A 16,224-nucleotide genomic window follows, 5' to 3' on the forward strand; every position below is an offset into this window, starting at 1 on the left:
GGTATAATCAGCGGTTTGACACGGCAGGTTCGCCTGCCGTGTTGATTTTGTGGCGCTCCGGTGCTGCAACAAAAAGCGGGACGTTACGGTTTGCAAGCATCGAAAGATCACCGTGCGTCGGATCTAAAGAAATTCAGCAGGAGTTTTCCATGCCGAAGATGAAGACCAAGTCGAGCGCGAAAAAACGCCTCAACGTATTGGGTGGTGGTGGTGTAAAGCGCTCTATGGCGTTCAAGCGTCACATTCTGACCAAGAAAACCACCAAGAACAAACGCCAGCTGCGTGGCACCACCATGGTGGATGCGAGCAACATGGCGTCCGTTCGTGCAATGATGCCCTACGCTTAAGGAGTTTGATCAATGCCTCGTGTTAAACGCGGTGTAACCGCTCGCGCTCGTCACAAGAAAATCCTTGCTCTGGCGAAAGGCTATCGCGGCCGTCGCAAGAACGTCTATCGCATCGCCAAACAGGCGGTGATGAAAGCCGGTCAGTACGCTTACCGTGACCGTCGCCAGAAAAAGCGCCAGTTCCGCCAGCTGTGGATCGCTCGTATCAACGCCGGTGCACGTGAACTCGGCCTGTCCTACAGCAAGTTCATGAACGGTCTGAAAAAGGCTGCCATCGAAATCGACCGCAAGGTTCTGGCCGACTTGGCCGTGTTCGATAAGCCGGCTTTTGCCCAGATCGTTGAAAAAGCGAAAGCAAGCCTCGCTTAATCGCTGGACGATCAAAAGGGAGGCAGTGATGCCTCCCTTTTTTTTACATGCTTTTCGAGATGGCTGACCAGACCGCCTGACGACCATCCGGTCTGGCCAGCTTTCTTACGCATACGGTGTGAGCTACATGAACAATGTCGACACGATTCTCGAGTCGGGGCTGTCCGCGCTGGACGCGGTGCAGGATCTGGTGGAACTGGAACAGGTCAAGGCGCGCTACCTTGGCAAAAGTGGCGAACTGACCGAGTTGCTCAAGCAGCTAGGCAAATTGCCGGCTGAAGAGCGCAAGGCGGCCGGTGCGGCGATCAATGCCGCCAAGCAAGCCTTCGAGGCCCGTCACAACGAGCGCCGCGACCTCATCAATGCCGACAAGCTGGCGCGCCAGCTGGCAGCCGAATCGCTGGATGTGACCTTGCCGGGGCGAGGTAGCTCCGTCGGCGGGCTGCATCCGGTGACGCTGACGCTGGAACGCATTGCCACGCTGTTCCGCAGCATGGGGTTCGAAGTGGCCGATGGTCCGGAAATCGAGACTGACTTCCACAATTTCCAGGCGCTGAATATCCCGGAAAATCATCCGGCACGAGCCATGCAGGACACCTTCTACGTTGAAGGTGGCGATGTGCTGCGTACCCACACCTCGCCGATCCAGGTGCGTTACATGCTGAACAACGAGCCGCCGATCAAGATCGTGGCGCCGGGTCGCGTGTACCGTGTCGATTCCGATGCCACCCATTCGCCGATGTTCCACCAGATGGAAGGCTTGTGGGTCGATCAGGATGTCAGCTTTGCGGACCTCAAGGCCACTGTCACTGACTTCCTGCGCCGTTTCTTCGAGCGAGACGATTTGCAAGTACGCTTCCGCCCGTCATTCTTCCCTTTCACTGAGCCGTCGGCCGAAATCGACGTGCTGGGTGAACGCGGCTGGCTCGAGGTTGGGGGCTGCGGTATGGTGCACCCGAATGTGCTGAGGAACGTCAATATCGACCCGGAGAAGTACACTGGCTTCGCCTTCGGTATCGGTCTGGACCGTTTTGCCATGCTGCGCTACGGCGTCAACGACCTGCGCCTGTTCTTCGAGAACGATCTCAACTTCCTCAAACAGTTCAACTGATAGCGGGCAGGGGAATACTTACGATGCAATTTTCCGAACAATGGCTGCGTAGCTGGGTCAATCCGTCCCTGAGCACCGACGAGCTTTCCTACCTGTTGACCATGGCCGGCCTGGAGGTCGAAGAAGTCAACGCAGCTGCGCCGGCCTTCAGCGGCGTGGTGATCGCCGAAGTCAAGGAAGTCGTCAAGCACGAGAATGCCGACCGTCTTCGCGTGACCAAAGTCGATGCCGGCACCGGCGAGCTGATCCAGATCGTCTGTGGTGCGCCGAACGTAGCCGTCGGCCTGAAAGTGCCGTGTGCCTTGCCGGGCGCTGTTCTGCCTGGCGATTTCAAGATCAAACCGACCAAGATGCGTGGTGTCGAGTCAGGTGGCATGCTGTGCTCCGGCAAGGAACTGGGTGTGCCAGACGACGCCGATGGCCTGCTGGTACTGCCGGCCGATGCCCCGGTCGGCACGAGCATTCGCGACTACCTGTCGCTGGACGACAGCCTGTTTACCCTCAAGATCACTCCGAACCGCGCCGATTGCCTGTCGATCAAGGGCCTGGCTCGTGAAGTGGCGGCACTGACCGACAGTGCCTTGCAGCCGATGGCTATTGCCCCGGTGGTGCCCGCGCACGACCAGACCGTGCCGGTACGCATCGACGCCCCGCAAGGCTGCGGCCGTTATATTGGCCGTGTGGTGAAAGGGGTCGATGCCGCGGCTCCGACGCCGGACTGGATGAAGCACCGCTTGGAGCGCTCCGGTCTGCGCTCGATCTCGGCCATCGTCGATGTTACCAACTACATCCTGCTGGAACTCGGCCAGCCGATGCACGCCTTCGATCTCGCCAAGTTGGACGGCGCCATCAACGTGCGTATGGCCCGTGCCGCTGAAAAACTGGTTTGCCTGAACGAGCAGGAAGTCGAGCTGACCGAGAATCTGCTGGTGATCGCCGACGACGCCAAGCCGCTGGCCATTGCCGGGATCATGGGGGGTCTGGAGAGTGGTGTCACCACGGCTTCGCAGGATGTGTTCCTCGAGAGCGCGTTCTTTGCTCCGGCCATGATCGCCGGCAAGGCGCGCGAGCTGGGCTTCGGTTCCGATTCGTCCTATCGCTTCGAACGCGGGGTGGATTTCCAGTTGCAGCGTGACGCCATCGAGCGCGCCACGGCCTTGATCGTCGAAATCTGCGGTGGCGAAGCCGGGCCGCTGACCGAAGCGCAGGGGCAGCTGCCGCAGCGCCCGGCTGTGGCCGTGCGTAGTGCGCGTGTCAACAAGGTGCTCGGCCTGGGGCTGGCGCCTGACTCGATTGCGGACATCTTCACCCGTCTGGGGCTGAGTTTCGATGCCACGGCTGAGGGCTTCGCCGTGGCGCCTCCAGCGTTCCGTTTCGACATCGAGATCGAAGAGGACTTGATCGAGGAAGTGGCCCGTGTCTACGGTTACGATGCGATCCCGTCCGACGCTCCGCGCTCGCGCATGAAGATGCTGCCGCTGCCGGAAACGCGCCGGCCGCGTGAATTGATCCGTCAGCAGCTGGCGGCACGCGATTACCAGGAAGTGGTCAGCTACGCCTTCGTCGATGAGCGCTGGGAGCGCGACTTCGCGGGCAATCCTGACCCCGTCAAGCTGATCAACCCGATCGCGGCCCAGATGAGCGTAATGCGCTCGACCCTCTTGGGAGGCCTGGTTGATGTGCTGGTCGGCAACGTCAACCGCAAGCAGTCGCGCGTCCGCGTATTCGAAGTGGCCCGGACTTTCCACAAATCGGCCGAAGGTTTCAATCAGCCGGAAAAGATCGCCGGCCTTGCCTGGGGTTCTCGTCTCCCTGAGCAGTGGGGGGCCAAGACCGAGCGGGTGGACTTCTTCGACGCCAAAGCCGACGTGGAGGCATTGCTTCATCCACATCCGGTCGAGTTCCGCAAGGCGACTCACCCGGCCTGCCATCCCGGTCGTTGTGCCGACATCTTCCTGGCCGGTCAGTTGGTCGGGGTGATTGGCGAACTGCATCCGCAATGGGTACAACAGTACGATCTGTCTTCCGCGCCTGTGGTCTTTGAGCTGGAATACGCTGTCGTGGAAGCTCAGCGCCACGTCAAGGCAGCTCCCGTCAGTAAGTTCCAGCCGGTACGCCGGGACCTGGCGCTGGTGGTGGACGAGCAGGTAGAAGTTGGCGCCATGCTGACCAGTTTCCGTCAGGCGGCAACCGAGATCGTCAGCGAAGTGGCGCTGTTCGACGTTTACCGCGGCAAAGGCGTGCCGGAGGGCAAAAAGAGCCTGGCGTTCCGTGTCGTGTTGCAGGATCAGACCAAGACGCTGACCGATGCCGAGGTCGAGACGGTGGTGAGCCGCCTGCTGGACGCCGTGTCGGCCAATCATGGGGCGACCTTGCGCCTCTGACCGGGCAGGTCGGAGGTGTTGGCGGGCTTCCATGTGTGCTTGCAGCGGAAGCCGCTTTGTTTTATTTTTGTTTGGTATGTTAAGGGGTAATCATGACTTTGACGAAAGCGGAGTTGGCCGACCTGCTGTTTGACAAGGTGGGTCTGAACAAGCGTGAAGCCAAGGACATGGTCGAATCTTTCTTCGAAGAGATCCGCCAGGCGCTGGAATCCGGTGACAGTGTAAAACTGTCCGGCTTCGGCAATTTCCAGCTGCGTGACAAGCCTCAACGGCCGGGGCGTAACCCCAAGACCGGCGAGGAAATTCCTATCACCGCCCGCCGCGTGGTCACTTTCCATGCAAGCCAGAAACTCAAGGGAATGGTTGAGCAACATCATGCCAATAACTGAGGCAGAACTGCCGCCGATTCCGCCAAAGCGTTATTTTACGATTGGCGAAGTCAGTGAACTGACCGGTGTCAAACCGCATGTGCTGCGTTACTGGGAGCAGGAATTCTCCCAGCTGCGCCAAGTCAAGCGGCGCGGTAACCGTCGCTACTACCAGCATCATGAGGTTTTGCTGGTGCGCCGCATCCGCGGTCTGCTCTACGACGATGGTTTCACCATTCACGGTGCAAGGCTGCGTCTGGGGCAAGAAGCTGCAGGCCCAGTGCCGCTGACTGCCCAGGCTGTCCGGGCCGAGTTGCAGTCGATTCTCGAATGGTTGAACGGTGGTATTGGCAAGTCGTAATAATCCATTTATAATGCGTCTCTCTTGAGTCGGGGTGTGGCGCAGCCTGGTAGCGCATCTGCATGGGGTGCAGAGGGTCGGAGGTTCGAATCCTCTCACCCCGACCAACCAAAAAGTGTTGAACATCAAGAACGTCTGACCCGGTGCCTACCGGGTTTTTTGTTGCCTATAGAATTCCTGGTGGCGCTTTGCGCGGCTTCTCCTGCCGTCCATTGGCTTCATCGATTCTGACGCCGTCACTTCGTCTCTTTTTCTTCGACCGGTTTTCGGTTTCTTCTACGCTAGTCGCATAGACGGTAGCGGCTGGCTGCTTTAGTCTATCAACGCTCTTGTCTGGTTATGGCTGTTCACTATGTCTGAATCTGCTGACTCGCCCTGTATTGCCCATTGCTCAACGGCCCTTGGTGATAATGTCTGCCGAGGTTGTTTCAGAACGTTCCTGGAGGTGGCTCAATGGAGCGCTTTGGCTCCAGATGGTAAACGTTCTGTCTGGGGGCGATTGCCGCTTCGCCGCCGCCTGGCTGATTGGGCTCGCCTGCTGGGGGAGGGGTGGGATCTGCAGGAGGTCGATGGCGAGGAGTGGGCGATGACCTGGTACGAAGGATTTACCAAACTGCTGTTCCGTTTTGAGTCGGATGGATCGCTACGTATGAATCTGCCTGGCAGTGCCTTGGCCGCACATTTGGCCGGTAAGGCTGATGCAGCCCTCCTGGGAGAGGCTAGGGCTTGGCTGGCGGATTCTGCCCAATGGCTTGGCAGCGAGGTAGATCCGGCAAAGAGCGGAAATAAGCTCCAAGGCTAAAACAAGGAAGTCGCGATGAAACAGAATTGTGCCGAACCCGATTTCTGGGACGTCCGTTATGCATCGGGGGTCACCCCGTGGGATACCGCCGATATTCCTTCGGCATTCCAGGCATTTGCTGAGGCCTGGCCTGAGGGCAGCAGGGTGCTGGTTCCGGGGTGTGGAAGCGCTCACGAGGTCAAGCTGCTGCTTGAGCATGGCTTTGAGGTTGATGCGATTGATTTCAGTGCGGAGGCCGTAGCTCGTGCGAGAGCGAGCCTTGGTGCCCGTGCCGATTGCGTCCAGCAAGCCGATTTTTTCTTGCTGCCGGAACGTCAGGATTACGATTGGATATACGAGCGAGCCTTTTTTTGTGCTTTGCCTCTGGCTAGCAGGGAGGCATATGCACGGAAAATGGCTACCCTGCTTCACCCCGGCGGCGTTCTTGCCGGCTTTTTCTTCCTGGGGGATAACCTGAAGGGCCCACCTTTTGGTTCGACGTTGCAGGAATTGCAGCAATGGCTTTTGCCATGGTTTGACATGCTGGACATGAGTCGGGTGGAGCAGACGCTTCCCGTGTTTGCTGGTCGCGAACATTGGCTGGCATGGCGGCGACGTTGAGGAGGTTCTGAGCCTGTTTGACAGAAATCAACAATGACGACTCGGCCATCTGGTCATTTTTCTCATTTCAGGTGAGAATCGACTTCAGCTTTTAAAGAAAAAATAAAGGCCAGTGGCACATTACTTGGGAGACAGCAGATGGAGTGGTTCTGGAGTATGTACTCTTGGACGGAAAAAACGTTCTGGAACAGCCTGACCAAGAAGCTGTGCAGCTTCTTCTTTATCAGTGCCTTTCAGTTGGGGATGGTGGGCTATATCTACTCTGTCCTTGAGGATATCCGGGCCATTCACAAGAGCCATACGGTTTCCGCCGAGATTCTGACGCTGGTGGAAGCGCGTATCGACAGTGCCATTTTGTGGACCCTGATCTTGTGGGGCATCTGCTTGGTCTTTATTGCTTTCATGGTCTGGTACCTGCGCTATCTGATCGTCCGGCCCCTGAAAATGACTATTTCGATCTTCAACGAAATCGGTGCGGGGGAGGGGGATTTGTCGCGGGAAATTCCGACTATCACCTACGACGAAATCCGCGAGCTTTCCATATCCTACAATCGGTTTCTGACCAAGATGAGAGAAATCATCAGCAACGTCAGGCTGATGACGGTCAGGATTGCCATGGATTCTGCCCGTACACGCAAGAATATCCACGAATCGCTGGAAAGCGCCCGCCAGCAAGACGATTTTGCCACCAAGGTCTGCGATGCCAGCAACCAGACTACCTCGGGCATCAATCAAGTCACCGAGCAGACCCAGGCTATTTCCTCTACGACACTCAGCAATCTTGACGTTGCCCGGGTGTCTTTTGATGAGCTGAAGTCCGTGGCTGATCGTATCTACGACATTAGCACCAAGGTTGGCCATTTCAATCAGACTGTCGAGTATTTGAGCCAGCGCTCGGCCAGCATCAAGACTATCGTTGAGCTTATCAAGGAAATTTCCGACCAGACCAATCTGCTGGCGCTCAATGCCGCAATCGAGGCTGCCCGTGCCGGCGAATCCGGCCGCGGATTCGCCGTGGTTGCTGATGAAGTGCGCAAGTTGGCCGAAAGAGTGAAAACAGCAACCGACGAGATTTCCGGGAATATTGACGGCATGCTCAGTCTGGTGGCGGAAACGCAGGCGGAAACCAACGAAATCAGCAGCGATACCCAATTGGCCAGAGAAGTAGTGTCGAAAGCCTCTCAGCAGTTCGGCAGGATGATGGGCGATTTCGAGCAGACTGCAGGTAGCCTGCGCGGCATTGCCGACACGATGGAAACATTTGCAGAAACCAATCGTGAAGTGAATCTGCATGTGGCTCAGATTCACGAGTTAAGTCAGAACGTGTCAGAGCGCCTGCTGCACACCGAGGGGGTAGCCGATGTGCTCTCGAGTGCCGCCGAGCAGGTGCAGGACCTGGTCTCGCGCTTCATTATCGGCGAGGGCGTGTTTGATAAGGCGCTGAACAACGCCCGGCAAACCCGGGATGAATTGCAGACGGTATTGAGCCGCTTGGCTGGTGAGGGTGTCAATCTGTTCGATCAGCAGTATCGCCCCATTCCAGGGGTTACCCCACCCAAATACCATACCAGCTACGATAATAAGCTGGAGTCCCTGTTGCAGCCCATTTATGACCGGGCCGTTCAGGATTCCAAGGGTGGCCGTTTCTGCGTGATGGTGGATAGCAACGGCTATGCCCCGACGCACAATAGTTTCTATTCTCGTCCGCTGACGGGAGACCTGGAAAAAGATCTGGTCTCAAGCCGCGACAAGCGGATGTTCAACGACAAGGCGGGCTTGCGCTCTGCTAGGAATACGCAACCGATGCTGCTGCAGACGTATGTGCGCGATACCGGTGAGGTGCTATCCGAAATCGCCCTGCCGGTAATGGTGCAAGGACGGCACTGGGGGGCGTTGCGATTGGGCTTCGATCCTAACGACATGCTGTCGGCTGCGAGTCACTGAAGTAATCTTCAAACCCATCAAAAAGGGAGGCCAAGCCTCCCTTTCTTGTTATTGCAGCGGTAGTAGCAGTGTAACGACGCCCAGAGAGGCAAACAGGATGGCTGCCGCGCCATGCACGGCACGAGTCGGAATTTTGCGTGCAACCATATCGCCAAAGAGGACTGCTGGCACATTGGCTAGCAACATCCCAATCGTCGTACCCGCTACCACACTGGCCAGTGAATCGAAACGGGCGGCCAGCGCGACGGTGGCGATTTGGGTCTTGTCGCCCATTTCTGCGAGGAAGAAGGCAATGAAGGTGGCGCCGAAAATTCCGATCCGTTCAAAAAAGCGGGTGTCTCCATCGATTTTATCCGGGATCATTATCCAGGCTGCCATGCCGATGAAGGAGGCGCTCAGAATCCAGCGCATTACCTCCGTACCGACATGGTTGGTGATCCACTGGCCGAGCGTGGCGGCTGCAGCATGGTTAAAAAGTGTTGCAATCAAAATGCCCAGGATGATGGGTATGGGTTTGCGGTAGCGGGCCGCGAGCAGAAGGGCGAGAAGCTGGGTTTTATCGCCGATTTCGGCGAGGGCGACGACACCCGTAGAGAGAAGCAGGGCTTCCATAAAGGCTCCAAGGGGCTGCGAAGAACGCCATGACCGATCTGCACTGCAGCCCCTGCTGAAAGTGCAAACCTGTCATGGGTCTTGCCAAACCTTTACGGCCGCGCGCGCCATGGTGTTAAAACCAAGTATGTTGACACGCGCCAATGCGTTGGCGCATTGAGGCTACTCCCCCAGAACGGAGCCGATTTTACGTCAACCGCGCCTGGTCCGCAAATGAGGGGGTATGTCCCGCTCGCTTGGTGGAGAGTATTGGGTATCTGTCTCTAGGCGCCTAGTTGGGATGTGCAGTGCGGGCAGCGCGAGGCTTTGCTGGGAATGCTGGAGAAGCAATAAGGGCAGTCTTTGACAGGGGCTGGCTCGGCCGCAGCGGGAACTTCCTCCTTTTTGAGGCGGTTGATCGATTTGACCAGCATGAAAATGGCGAAGGCGACGATGCCGAAGCTGACCAGTGCATTGATAAATAAGCCGATGTTGAGAGTAATGGCCCCTGCCGACTTGGCGGCGGCCACTGAGACATAGGGCCCGGCTTGTTTGCTGCCTTCTTTCAGTACAAAAAAGAAATTGGAGAAATCGACGTTGCCCAGAATCAGCCCGATGGGAGGCATGATGACGTCGTCAACGAGGGATTTGACGATGGCGCCAAATGCGCCGCCAATAACCACGCCAATGGCAAGGTCAATGACATTACCTCTCATTGCAAATTCTTTAAATTCTTGGATAAGACGCATGGTTGGCTCCGGTGGTGGGTTTATGGTTTGGTGTTAAGTGCTAAATAGTGGCTGTAATCAACTATAGTGGATATCGCCTGGGTGAGGGCAAGGACATGATCTATGGGTATTGGCATGCATTGCATGCCATTCAGATGTACTGGCATGGGGGAATGTAGCGTTACTGCAACAACATGGGTAGGGGCTGCGGGCGACTTTATATTGCGTGCTTGGCAAGGGATACGTAGGTGGCGTGGCTTGGTGTTAGTTGCAAGAAAGACAAAAAGCCGCACAAGGAATGTGCGGCTTTTCTAAATTGGCTCCCCGAGCAGGGCTCGAACCTGCGACCTGCGGATTAACAGTCCGTCGCTCTACCAACTGAGCTATCAGGGAATTGATGGAGGCGTATAATATATTCTTAATTGTCGCTTGTCAAGTCTGAATTGCATGGTGGTCAACGGTGGTGCCAATGCTTGATAAGTGACGCGAGGACCCAATCTATCATGCTACAGAGTTCATGGATTTGAGGCGCCGACGGTTGATGAATCGATCCGTCTCAACAGCAATCAGAAACGGAAGGGAATGTGATGAGTGGATTAAGTGCAGATGTAGCTGACGATTTCGAGCAGCAGCTTGAAGCTGTGTGGAATGGCAATGCTCAGTGTTCTATGGCACATTTTTCCATTATTCGGGTAAGTGGCCGTGATGCACAAAGCTTTCTCCAAGGGCAGTTGTCGAGCGACTTGCGCGAGGTCTCCGAGTCGCGTAGCCAGTACAGTAGTTATTCCAATGCCAAGGGTAGGGTTTTGGGGAACTTTCTGATTTGGCAATTTCGTGGCGATTATTTCTTGCTGGTTTCGGCCGATATTGCCGCGGCGTTGTGCCGCCGCCTGAGCATGTTTGTACTACGCTCCGAAGTGAAGCTTGAGGTGCTGGCCGAGCCGTGGCTCCTGGCCGGGGTAAAGGGGGGGGGCGCTGAGGCAGTTTTGAAGGATGTTTTTACTGAGGTGCCAGCGCAGCCGCACGATGTGATCGCCAACGAGTCAGGAGCAATAATCCGTTTGCCCGCAGGTAATCTACTGCTGTCCTATGATGCATCTGCTTCTGGATCCATTAAAAGCCGTCTTGAGCAAGCATGCCGACAGGTAGGGGTTGAGGCATGGTCGCTTTTGGATATTGCCGCAGGCGTCCCGTGGGTCACGAGACCTACCCAGGAGCAGTTTGTTCCCCAAATGATCAATATGGATGTGCTGGGTGGAATCAGCTTTAAGAAAGGCTGCTACCCTGGCCAGGAAATTGTTGCCAGAACTCAGTATCTTGGAAAGGTAAAAAGACGCCTGTTCCGCGTCGAATTGCCGGTGAAAGCGAGTCCCGGGGATTCCTTGTATAGCCCTGCAACGGGCGATCAAGCTATAGGCATGATCGTAAACACTGGATGTGACCAGCATGGTGCGCTAGTAGCTCTTGCTGTGGCTCAGCTCGCAGGTTGGGAAACTGGCCTCTTTCTAGAAAAGGAATATAAAAATGTCCTTAAGAATCTCGGCCTGCCTTATGTCATCGACTAAGCCGGAATCGTCGAGTTGATGATTTTCAAATTAGACTTGACCCCATCCTTGGGTTATGACTAAATTGAAATATATTTTCAAACTAGCGAGATGACTAAATGGAACTTTCCAATCTGAGCTTTGCTGATCTGCTTTCCCTCAAGAGCGATCTGGAAAACGAGATTAAGCGACGTGAGCACGAAGAAAAAGCCAAAGCTAAAAAACAGATTGTGGAACTTGCTCGTGCGTACGGATTGAGCGTGGAAGAGGTGCTGGGCAAAGTGGGTCCGGCGCGCAAGCCAGTGGAAGCCAAGTACTGCCACCCGCAAAACCCTGAGCTGACCTGGACTGGTCGTGGCCGCAAACCCCTGTGGGTACAGGAACTGCTCGCCGCCGGTAAGAACCTCGAGGATTTGGCGATCTGACGATTGCGGTTCTTCAGTCAGGATCAAAAAAAGCATCCCTAGGAGGATGCTTTTTTCGTTTTACTTGCAAGTGCCGCTTGCATGTTGGGAGCGATCCTGCGGATACTGTGGAGATGTTGGGATGGCGTGATTTATGCGTAAATTGTTGTGTTATCTATAAAAAGTTATTAAGACAGGCGGCACCATGTTGGATTTTTTCTTGCGCGGCTCAAAGAGGAAGATCGATCCGCTAAGCAATGCAACTTCTGCCAATGAGTGGGTTGAATCGCTGAAGCAGGAGTACGGTTCCGCATCCCACGACAAGGTGTTGGAAGCTGTCGCCGAGCTTAATCGCAATGGCGCGGTGTCGTCTGCAGATACGCTAGAGGCCGTCTTGGCGCTTAACCGGGAAACGGCCCAGTTTCATTACCAATTGGGTATTCAGTACCTGATGAACATCAGAATGCCCAAGGTTCTGGAAGCGCAGTTACGGGGACAGATTCTGGGGTATGGCCGCGAATTTCTCGATGCTTACCGACAGGTCCTGAGTCTGTCCTTTTCCGGTGAGGATGAGCGCCGTATCTATGCCATGCTGCCCTTGGTGCTGGCACGCATGATGCATTATTTCTGCGAGGCAGCCAGATGGTCGTTCTTTCAAGGCGTCTCGCCTGGGGACAGTTTCTGGCTGAACGTTAATCACGTCTACCGCTTTGCTGAGGAGCGAGGACTGGAGTCGGCGCCGGTATTCCTTTTCGGCGAGCATGACGAGGGTACGACCGTACAGGATCAGTTTCTCATCCTGCAGATGCTGGCCTTGCTTTCTAGTGGTAACTTGGCCCCACGGCAGCTCAATTTTTCCTACGAATTACTGTGCCTGATCTCGAACCGGATGGCCTTGGTTCGCGAGTTTTCCCCCGACCTTAGTTTTGCCGTGGTGCTGGATGAAGGGCATCCTGCCTCGCGTTGCATGGGAACGTTTGGCTCTGGGTTTTACCGTTATTGGAGCACGGCCGAGGTTAGCGAAATACTGCATGGCTGGCTGGCGGTGCTTGAAACAGGGCATATGCCGACAGAACTGGCCCGTCTTGCCGAGCCTGGTGTGGATGCGGCTCTTTTCCGCGTCTTGTGCCGCGAGTGGGCGGCCAAGCCTGTTCGCATTCAACGCGCGGAGCGGGTTGCCGTCAGTGACCGTAAAATCGAGGTGGTGCATCGGCTTGGGACCTTACATCGTCTGATTCGCCAGCCCGATGAACAGAAACTGCAGACGGCCGCGGCGCTGCCTAAAGACAACTTCAGTTCGGCGTCTGATCTGCGGGTTTATGGTTTTGTCACCAGCCGGCGTAAGGATAAGGCACTCCCGGCGGTTTCTGTGCGGCCTGAGGAAACACCTTTGGCCAAGGAGGTTTTCAACCAGTGGGAAATTGAAAACATCAGTCAGACCGGGCTGGGGGTTTCGCTGGATGCGGTCGGGAATGAATGGGTCAGTCTGGGGGAGTTGCTGGGTTACAAGGAAGGAGAGGGGGCCGCTTGGAGTGTGGGTATTGTGCGGCGTATCCGCCGGCTGCACCGCGAGAAAATCTTTCTCGGGGTCGAAACCCTGACCGATCGTCCGGTGGCGGCTGCGCTGAGGGGGATGGATGTCAAGGCGGTGGACCCTCGGACCATGCCGGAGCATGTTTGGCGGGGGGGGGTAATCGCCCTGTTTGTGCCCTTGACTCGGAATGAGCGCAGCATCAATACGCTCATTGTGCCGGTTGCCTCGTACATGTTGGGCAAACAGTATTACATGAGTGCCAGAGGCAAGTTCTTCCAGATTGCCTTGGGGAAGGTGCTGGAAAAGGGGCGTGACTGGTATTTGGTCGAAATCGAGTTGGTAAAGACGCTGGAGGGAATGCCATCGGCCGCGCCGTGAGCGATGTGCCGCCCCCAAGCAAAACGGCCGCTTAGCGGCCGTTTTGCTTGGGGGCGGATCGTTCAGGCGCGCAGCTTGTTGATTACCGCGTAAATGGGGGTGAGTGCGGCTTCGCCCAGCCGCTGGCTGCGTTGGCCGTTCCAGCCGTAATCGTCGTCCGGCAGGTTGGCGTTGTCCTTGAACGGCATCTCAAGCGTGTAGGCGAGGCACTGGAACTGGTTGCCGACCCAGTTGGTAGCCCAGGAAAGATCGGCGCTGCCGGGAGCGCTTTTTTCGTAGCCGTGTTCGTCCTGGAAGTCGGGAGAGGCGAGTTTCAGGTGGTGCTTGAAGGTTTCTTCCAGGGCGCGGATGCGATCGTTGTAGCTGGGTACGCCTTCGGTCCCGGCGACAAAGACGAAGGGAATGTTCTCGTCGCCATGGATGTCGAGGAACAGATCGACGCCGATCTCGAGCATTTTCTGACGTACGACGAAGACTTCCGGGCTGGTTTCCAGCGAGGGATTCAGCCATTCACGGTTCAGGTTGGAGCCGGCTGCGTTGGTGCGCAGATTTCCCAGGACGGAACCGTCGGGGTTCATGTTCGGCACCACGTAGAAGGTGGCGTGGTCGAGCAGCATGCGGGATGTCGGGTCGATCGGGTCGAGCAGGCGGTTGAGGAAGCCTTCGGCAAACCATTCCGCCATGGTCTCGCCGGGGTGCTGGCGTGCGGTGATCCAAATCTTGAGGTCGGATTCGACTTCATGGCCGATGGTCAGCAGGTTGATGTCCCGCCCCTGCACGGTCGAGCCCAGGTCGGAGACCTGGCAGAGGCCGGAGCCTTGTGCCTGTCCGATGAGGTTCAGATGCTGATCGTAAGAGTAAGGTTCGAAGTAGGCGTAATAAACGCTGTTGGCCAGCGGTACGTGCTCGATGGTCAGTACGCTGCCATCGTAGCTGGTCGGCACCCGAAACCAGTTGATGCGATCGTACGATGCCATGGCGTGATAGTCGACCCAGCCTTCGGGGTAGGCGCACTCGGAAGCATTCAGGAAGCGCAGGTTGCAGGTTTGGTACGCGGCCCCTTGCAGGCGGAAGTAGAACCACTGGGCAAAGTGCGAGGCATTATCGTTCGGAATGCGAAGCTGGATGTCTTCAAAGCCGTTCATCGAGACAACTTCGATACTGCCGGCGTCAAAATTGCTACTGATCTTCATGCGCTACCCTGTTTCTATGTGGGCTCGTAAAAGCCGAATTGTAAACCCGTGTGGGAAATTGGGCACCTGATGTGTGGTGAATGAGGCGGGCAGGGTGTCTGAGCGTGCAACAATGAAAAAGGCCATACCCGTACAGGTATGGCCTTTTGCCGCTGAGGTCAGCGATCAGGACGCGCTGGTGCTGCTGGCGCGCTTGGTGGTGGCCTTGACGGCGTCAGCGGTGGCGCTGCTGGCAGCCTTCACGCTGGTTTCGGCAAATTCGTTTACTTGCTGTGCTGCCTTGGTGAAGCTGTTGATAGCTGCTGCTGCGGCGGCAACCGAGGTTTTGACGGCATTGACCGTGACTTCGGAACCGGCCGGAGCGTTCTTGGCGATGTCTTCGATGACGTTGATCAGCGACTTGTTCAGGGTGCCCAGGTTTTCTTCAGCCAGCTTGGCCAGTTCGCCTTGAGCCTGGGTGACGATTTCGTAGACATTGCGGGAGTTGGTGACTGCTTGTTCTACCGATTCGGTAGCCAGCTTGTTGATGCGGGCGACGGCTTCTTGCGGATCTTTGGCGCCAGCGAGGTCTTGGGCGACCTTGATGTTGTCTTCGAGAGACTGTTTGGAAACTTCGAGGTTGAATTTCACCAGCTTTTCGGTGCTATCCAGCGAAATCTGGGCGAAACGCAGCGCGGTTTCGACGCCGCCCAGCGAAAACTTACTGAACTGCTCGTTGGTAGTGAACATGGTTTATGACCCTCTCCGTGGTGTGTTGTACGGTGTGAACTGCGTTGTGCAATGCACAATATACTCGCAAAATTTAGCATGCTGCTCAATGCAGTGGCTAGAAGATTTGCTCTATGTTGTTGCATTTATGATAAATTGTTTGCACACAACACCACGACAATGAACTGGGAGTGTTACATGAGTGTTGAGAAGCGGGTCATTAAAAAGTATCCGAATCGCCGGTTATACGACACGGCGACGAGTTCTTACATTACCTTGGGGGACGTTAAGCAGCTGGTTCATGACAATATCGACATCCAGGTGGTTGACGCCAAGACCCAGGATGACATCACCCGCAGCGTACTGCTTCAGATCATTTTTGAAGAGGAAAACGGTGGCGCCCCGATGTTCAGTTACGAGGTGCTGACGCAGTTTATCCGTTTCTACGGGCAAGCCATGCAGGGCATGATGGGGCCGTTCCTGGAGAAAAATCTGCAGCTCTTTACGCAGCTGCAGCAAAAGATGCAGGAACAGACGCGGGCGATGTATGGCGATAACGCCATGTTCAACGCCAACCTGTGGGGCGAGTTCATGAAGATGCAGGGCCCGGCCATGCAGAACATGATGTCGAGCTATCTGGAGCAGAGCACCGGCATGTATCTGGAAATGCAGAACCGTATGCAGGAACAGACCAAGCAGCTGTTCACCGGCTTTGGCTTTCCCGCCTATCCGCCTGCCGACAAGGACAAAGAAGGCAAGTCCTGATCGGTTCGTCGATATCGCCGTTTTTCTTGTAGAATCAGTATGTTGTCAGCCGGGTGTCGTTCACGTGACCCCGGCTTTCTCTATTCTCTCAAT

The 16,224-nt window shown here is 56.1% G+C and carries 17 protein-coding genes, 2 tRNA genes, 1 pseudogene and 1 riboswitch; of the genes and pseudogenes, 15 read left to right on the plus strand and 5 right to left on the minus strand.

What is annotated here, in order from left to right; all coding sequences use genetic code 11:
• The first annotated feature begins 149 nt into the window (after nucleotides 1-149).
• From rpmI to AC3WG5_RS05905, 11 genes and pseudogenes are all read left to right on the plus strand, one after another.
• On the plus strand, nucleotides 150-347 hold the full coding sequence (gene rpmI / locus AC3WG5_RS05855; RefSeq protein ID WP_008955135.1) for a 50S ribosomal protein L35: 198 nt from the start codon (nucleotides 150-152) through the stop codon (nucleotides 345-347).
• A 12-nt stretch (nucleotides 348-359) separates the two neighbouring features.
• Nucleotides 360-716, plus strand: a complete 357-nt coding sequence (gene rplT / locus AC3WG5_RS05860) for a 50S ribosomal protein L20 (RefSeq protein WP_008955134.1) — start codon at nucleotides 360-362, stop codon at nucleotides 714-716.
• Nucleotides 717-843: 127 nt separating this feature from the next.
• Nucleotides 844-1,827: a phenylalanine--tRNA ligase subunit alpha gene (gene pheS / locus AC3WG5_RS05865; RefSeq protein ID WP_008955133.1), complete on the plus strand. Its 984-nt coding sequence runs from the start codon at nucleotides 844-846 to the stop codon at nucleotides 1,825-1,827.
• Between the two features lie 23 nt (nucleotides 1,828-1,850).
• A complete protein-coding gene (gene pheT / locus AC3WG5_RS05870; protein WP_492568123.1) occupies nucleotides 1,851-4,211 on the plus strand; it encodes a phenylalanine--tRNA ligase subunit beta in 2,361 nt (786 codons plus the stop codon).
• Nucleotides 4,212-4,303: 92 nt separating this feature from the next.
• Entirely contained in the window at nucleotides 4,304-4,600 is a 297-nt protein-coding gene (locus AC3WG5_RS05875) for an integration host factor subunit alpha (RefSeq protein ID WP_008955131.1), read from the plus strand.
• Nucleotides 4,575-4,940 carry a MerR family transcriptional regulator gene (locus tag AC3WG5_RS05880; protein WP_232503539.1) on the plus strand — a complete coding sequence of 122 codons (366 nt, stop codon included), beginning with the start codon at nucleotides 4,575-4,577 and terminating at the stop codon, nucleotides 4,938-4,940. Before AC3WG5_RS05875 ends, AC3WG5_RS05880 begins: the two co-directional genes overlap by 26 nt.
• Nucleotides 4,941-4,970: 30 nt before the next feature.
• Nucleotides 4,971-5,047 (plus strand) — tRNA-Pro (locus AC3WG5_RS05885).
• A 245-nt stretch (nucleotides 5,048-5,292) separates the two neighbouring features.
• Nucleotides 5,293-5,442: pseudogene (locus tag AC3WG5_RS05890) on the plus strand (DUF1289 domain-containing protein); the annotation flags it as partial.
• Nucleotides 5,443-5,526: 84 nt separating this feature from the next.
• Nucleotides 5,527-5,742: a hypothetical protein gene (locus AC3WG5_RS05895; RefSeq protein WP_482584422.1), complete on the plus strand. Its 216-nt coding sequence runs from the start codon at nucleotides 5,527-5,529 to the stop codon at nucleotides 5,740-5,742.
• 15 nt (nucleotides 5,743-5,757) lie between these two features.
• Nucleotides 5,758-6,342, plus strand: a complete 585-nt coding sequence (locus tag AC3WG5_RS05900; protein ID WP_492568125.1) for a methyltransferase — start codon at nucleotides 5,758-5,760, stop codon at nucleotides 6,340-6,342.
• A gap of 138 nt (nucleotides 6,343-6,480) precedes the next feature.
• Nucleotides 6,481-8,286 carry a methyl-accepting chemotaxis protein gene (locus AC3WG5_RS05905; protein WP_492568126.1) on the plus strand — a complete coding sequence of 602 codons (1,806 nt, stop codon included), beginning with the start codon at nucleotides 6,481-6,483 and terminating at the stop codon, nucleotides 8,284-8,286.
• Between the two features lie 48 nt (nucleotides 8,287-8,334).
• Here the strand turns inward: AC3WG5_RS05905 and AC3WG5_RS05910 are convergent, their stop codons facing one another.
• From AC3WG5_RS05910 to AC3WG5_RS05920, 3 genes are all read right to left on the minus strand, one after another.
• Nucleotides 8,335-8,898: a TMEM165/GDT1 family protein gene (locus AC3WG5_RS05910; RefSeq protein ID WP_492568127.1), complete on the minus strand. Its 564-nt coding sequence runs from the start codon at nucleotides 8,896-8,898 to the stop codon at nucleotides 8,335-8,337.
• A gap of 9 nt (nucleotides 8,899-8,907) precedes the next feature.
• Nucleotides 8,908-9,069: riboswitch (yybP-ykoY riboswitch) on the minus strand.
• Between the two features lie 92 nt (nucleotides 9,070-9,161).
• Nucleotides 9,162-9,626: a large-conductance mechanosensitive channel protein MscL gene (gene mscL / locus AC3WG5_RS05915; RefSeq protein ID WP_008955125.1), complete on the minus strand. Its 465-nt coding sequence runs from the start codon at nucleotides 9,624-9,626 to the stop codon at nucleotides 9,162-9,164.
• Between the two features lie 296 nt (nucleotides 9,627-9,922).
• Nucleotides 9,923-9,998: transfer RNA gene (locus AC3WG5_RS05920), tRNA-Asn, on the minus strand.
• 194 nt (nucleotides 9,999-10,192) lie between these two features.
• On the opposite strand from AC3WG5_RS05920, the gene ygfZ reads away from it, so the two are divergent.
• From ygfZ to AC3WG5_RS05935, 3 genes are all read left to right on the plus strand, one after another.
• Nucleotides 10,193-11,170: a CAF17-like 4Fe-4S cluster assembly/insertion protein YgfZ gene (ygfZ, locus tag AC3WG5_RS05925; RefSeq protein WP_492568128.1), complete on the plus strand. Its 978-nt coding sequence runs from the start codon at nucleotides 10,193-10,195 to the stop codon at nucleotides 11,168-11,170.
• A gap of 98 nt (nucleotides 11,171-11,268) precedes the next feature.
• The gene (locus AC3WG5_RS05930) at nucleotides 11,269-11,574 is read left to right on the plus strand and encodes an H-NS histone family protein (protein WP_008955123.1); all 306 of its coding nucleotides are present in this window, start codon (nucleotides 11,269-11,271) and stop codon (nucleotides 11,572-11,574) included.
• Between the two features lie 184 nt (nucleotides 11,575-11,758).
• Complete coding sequence (locus AC3WG5_RS05935) at nucleotides 11,759-13,465, plus strand: cyclic-di-GMP receptor FimW-related protein (protein ID WP_492568129.1); 1,707 nt, start codon at nucleotides 11,759-11,761, stop codon at nucleotides 13,463-13,465.
• A gap of 62 nt (nucleotides 13,466-13,527) precedes the next feature.
• Here AC3WG5_RS05935 and AC3WG5_RS05940 read toward each other — a convergent pair whose 3' ends face one another.
• Together AC3WG5_RS05940 and AC3WG5_RS05945 are read right to left on the minus strand one after the other, a co-directional pair.
• Nucleotides 13,528-14,658 carry a M14 family metallopeptidase gene (locus AC3WG5_RS05940; RefSeq protein ID WP_492568130.1) on the minus strand — a complete coding sequence of 377 codons (1,131 nt, stop codon included), beginning with the start codon at nucleotides 14,656-14,658 and terminating at the stop codon, nucleotides 13,528-13,530.
• Nucleotides 14,659-14,823: 165 nt separating this feature from the next.
• Nucleotides 14,824-15,387, minus strand: a complete 564-nt coding sequence (locus AC3WG5_RS05945; RefSeq protein WP_008955119.1) for a phasin family protein — start codon at nucleotides 15,385-15,387, stop codon at nucleotides 14,824-14,826.
• Between the two features lie 177 nt (nucleotides 15,388-15,564).
• Between AC3WG5_RS05945 and phaR the strand changes: the two genes are divergently transcribed.
• Nucleotides 15,565-16,131: a polyhydroxyalkanoate synthesis repressor PhaR gene (gene phaR / locus AC3WG5_RS05950; protein WP_008955118.1), complete on the plus strand. Its 567-nt coding sequence runs from the start codon at nucleotides 15,565-15,567 to the stop codon at nucleotides 16,129-16,131.
• Nucleotides 16,132-16,224: the final 93 nt, after the last annotated feature.

Source organism: Pseudogulbenkiania sp. FW507-F1, assembly GCF_058781125.1.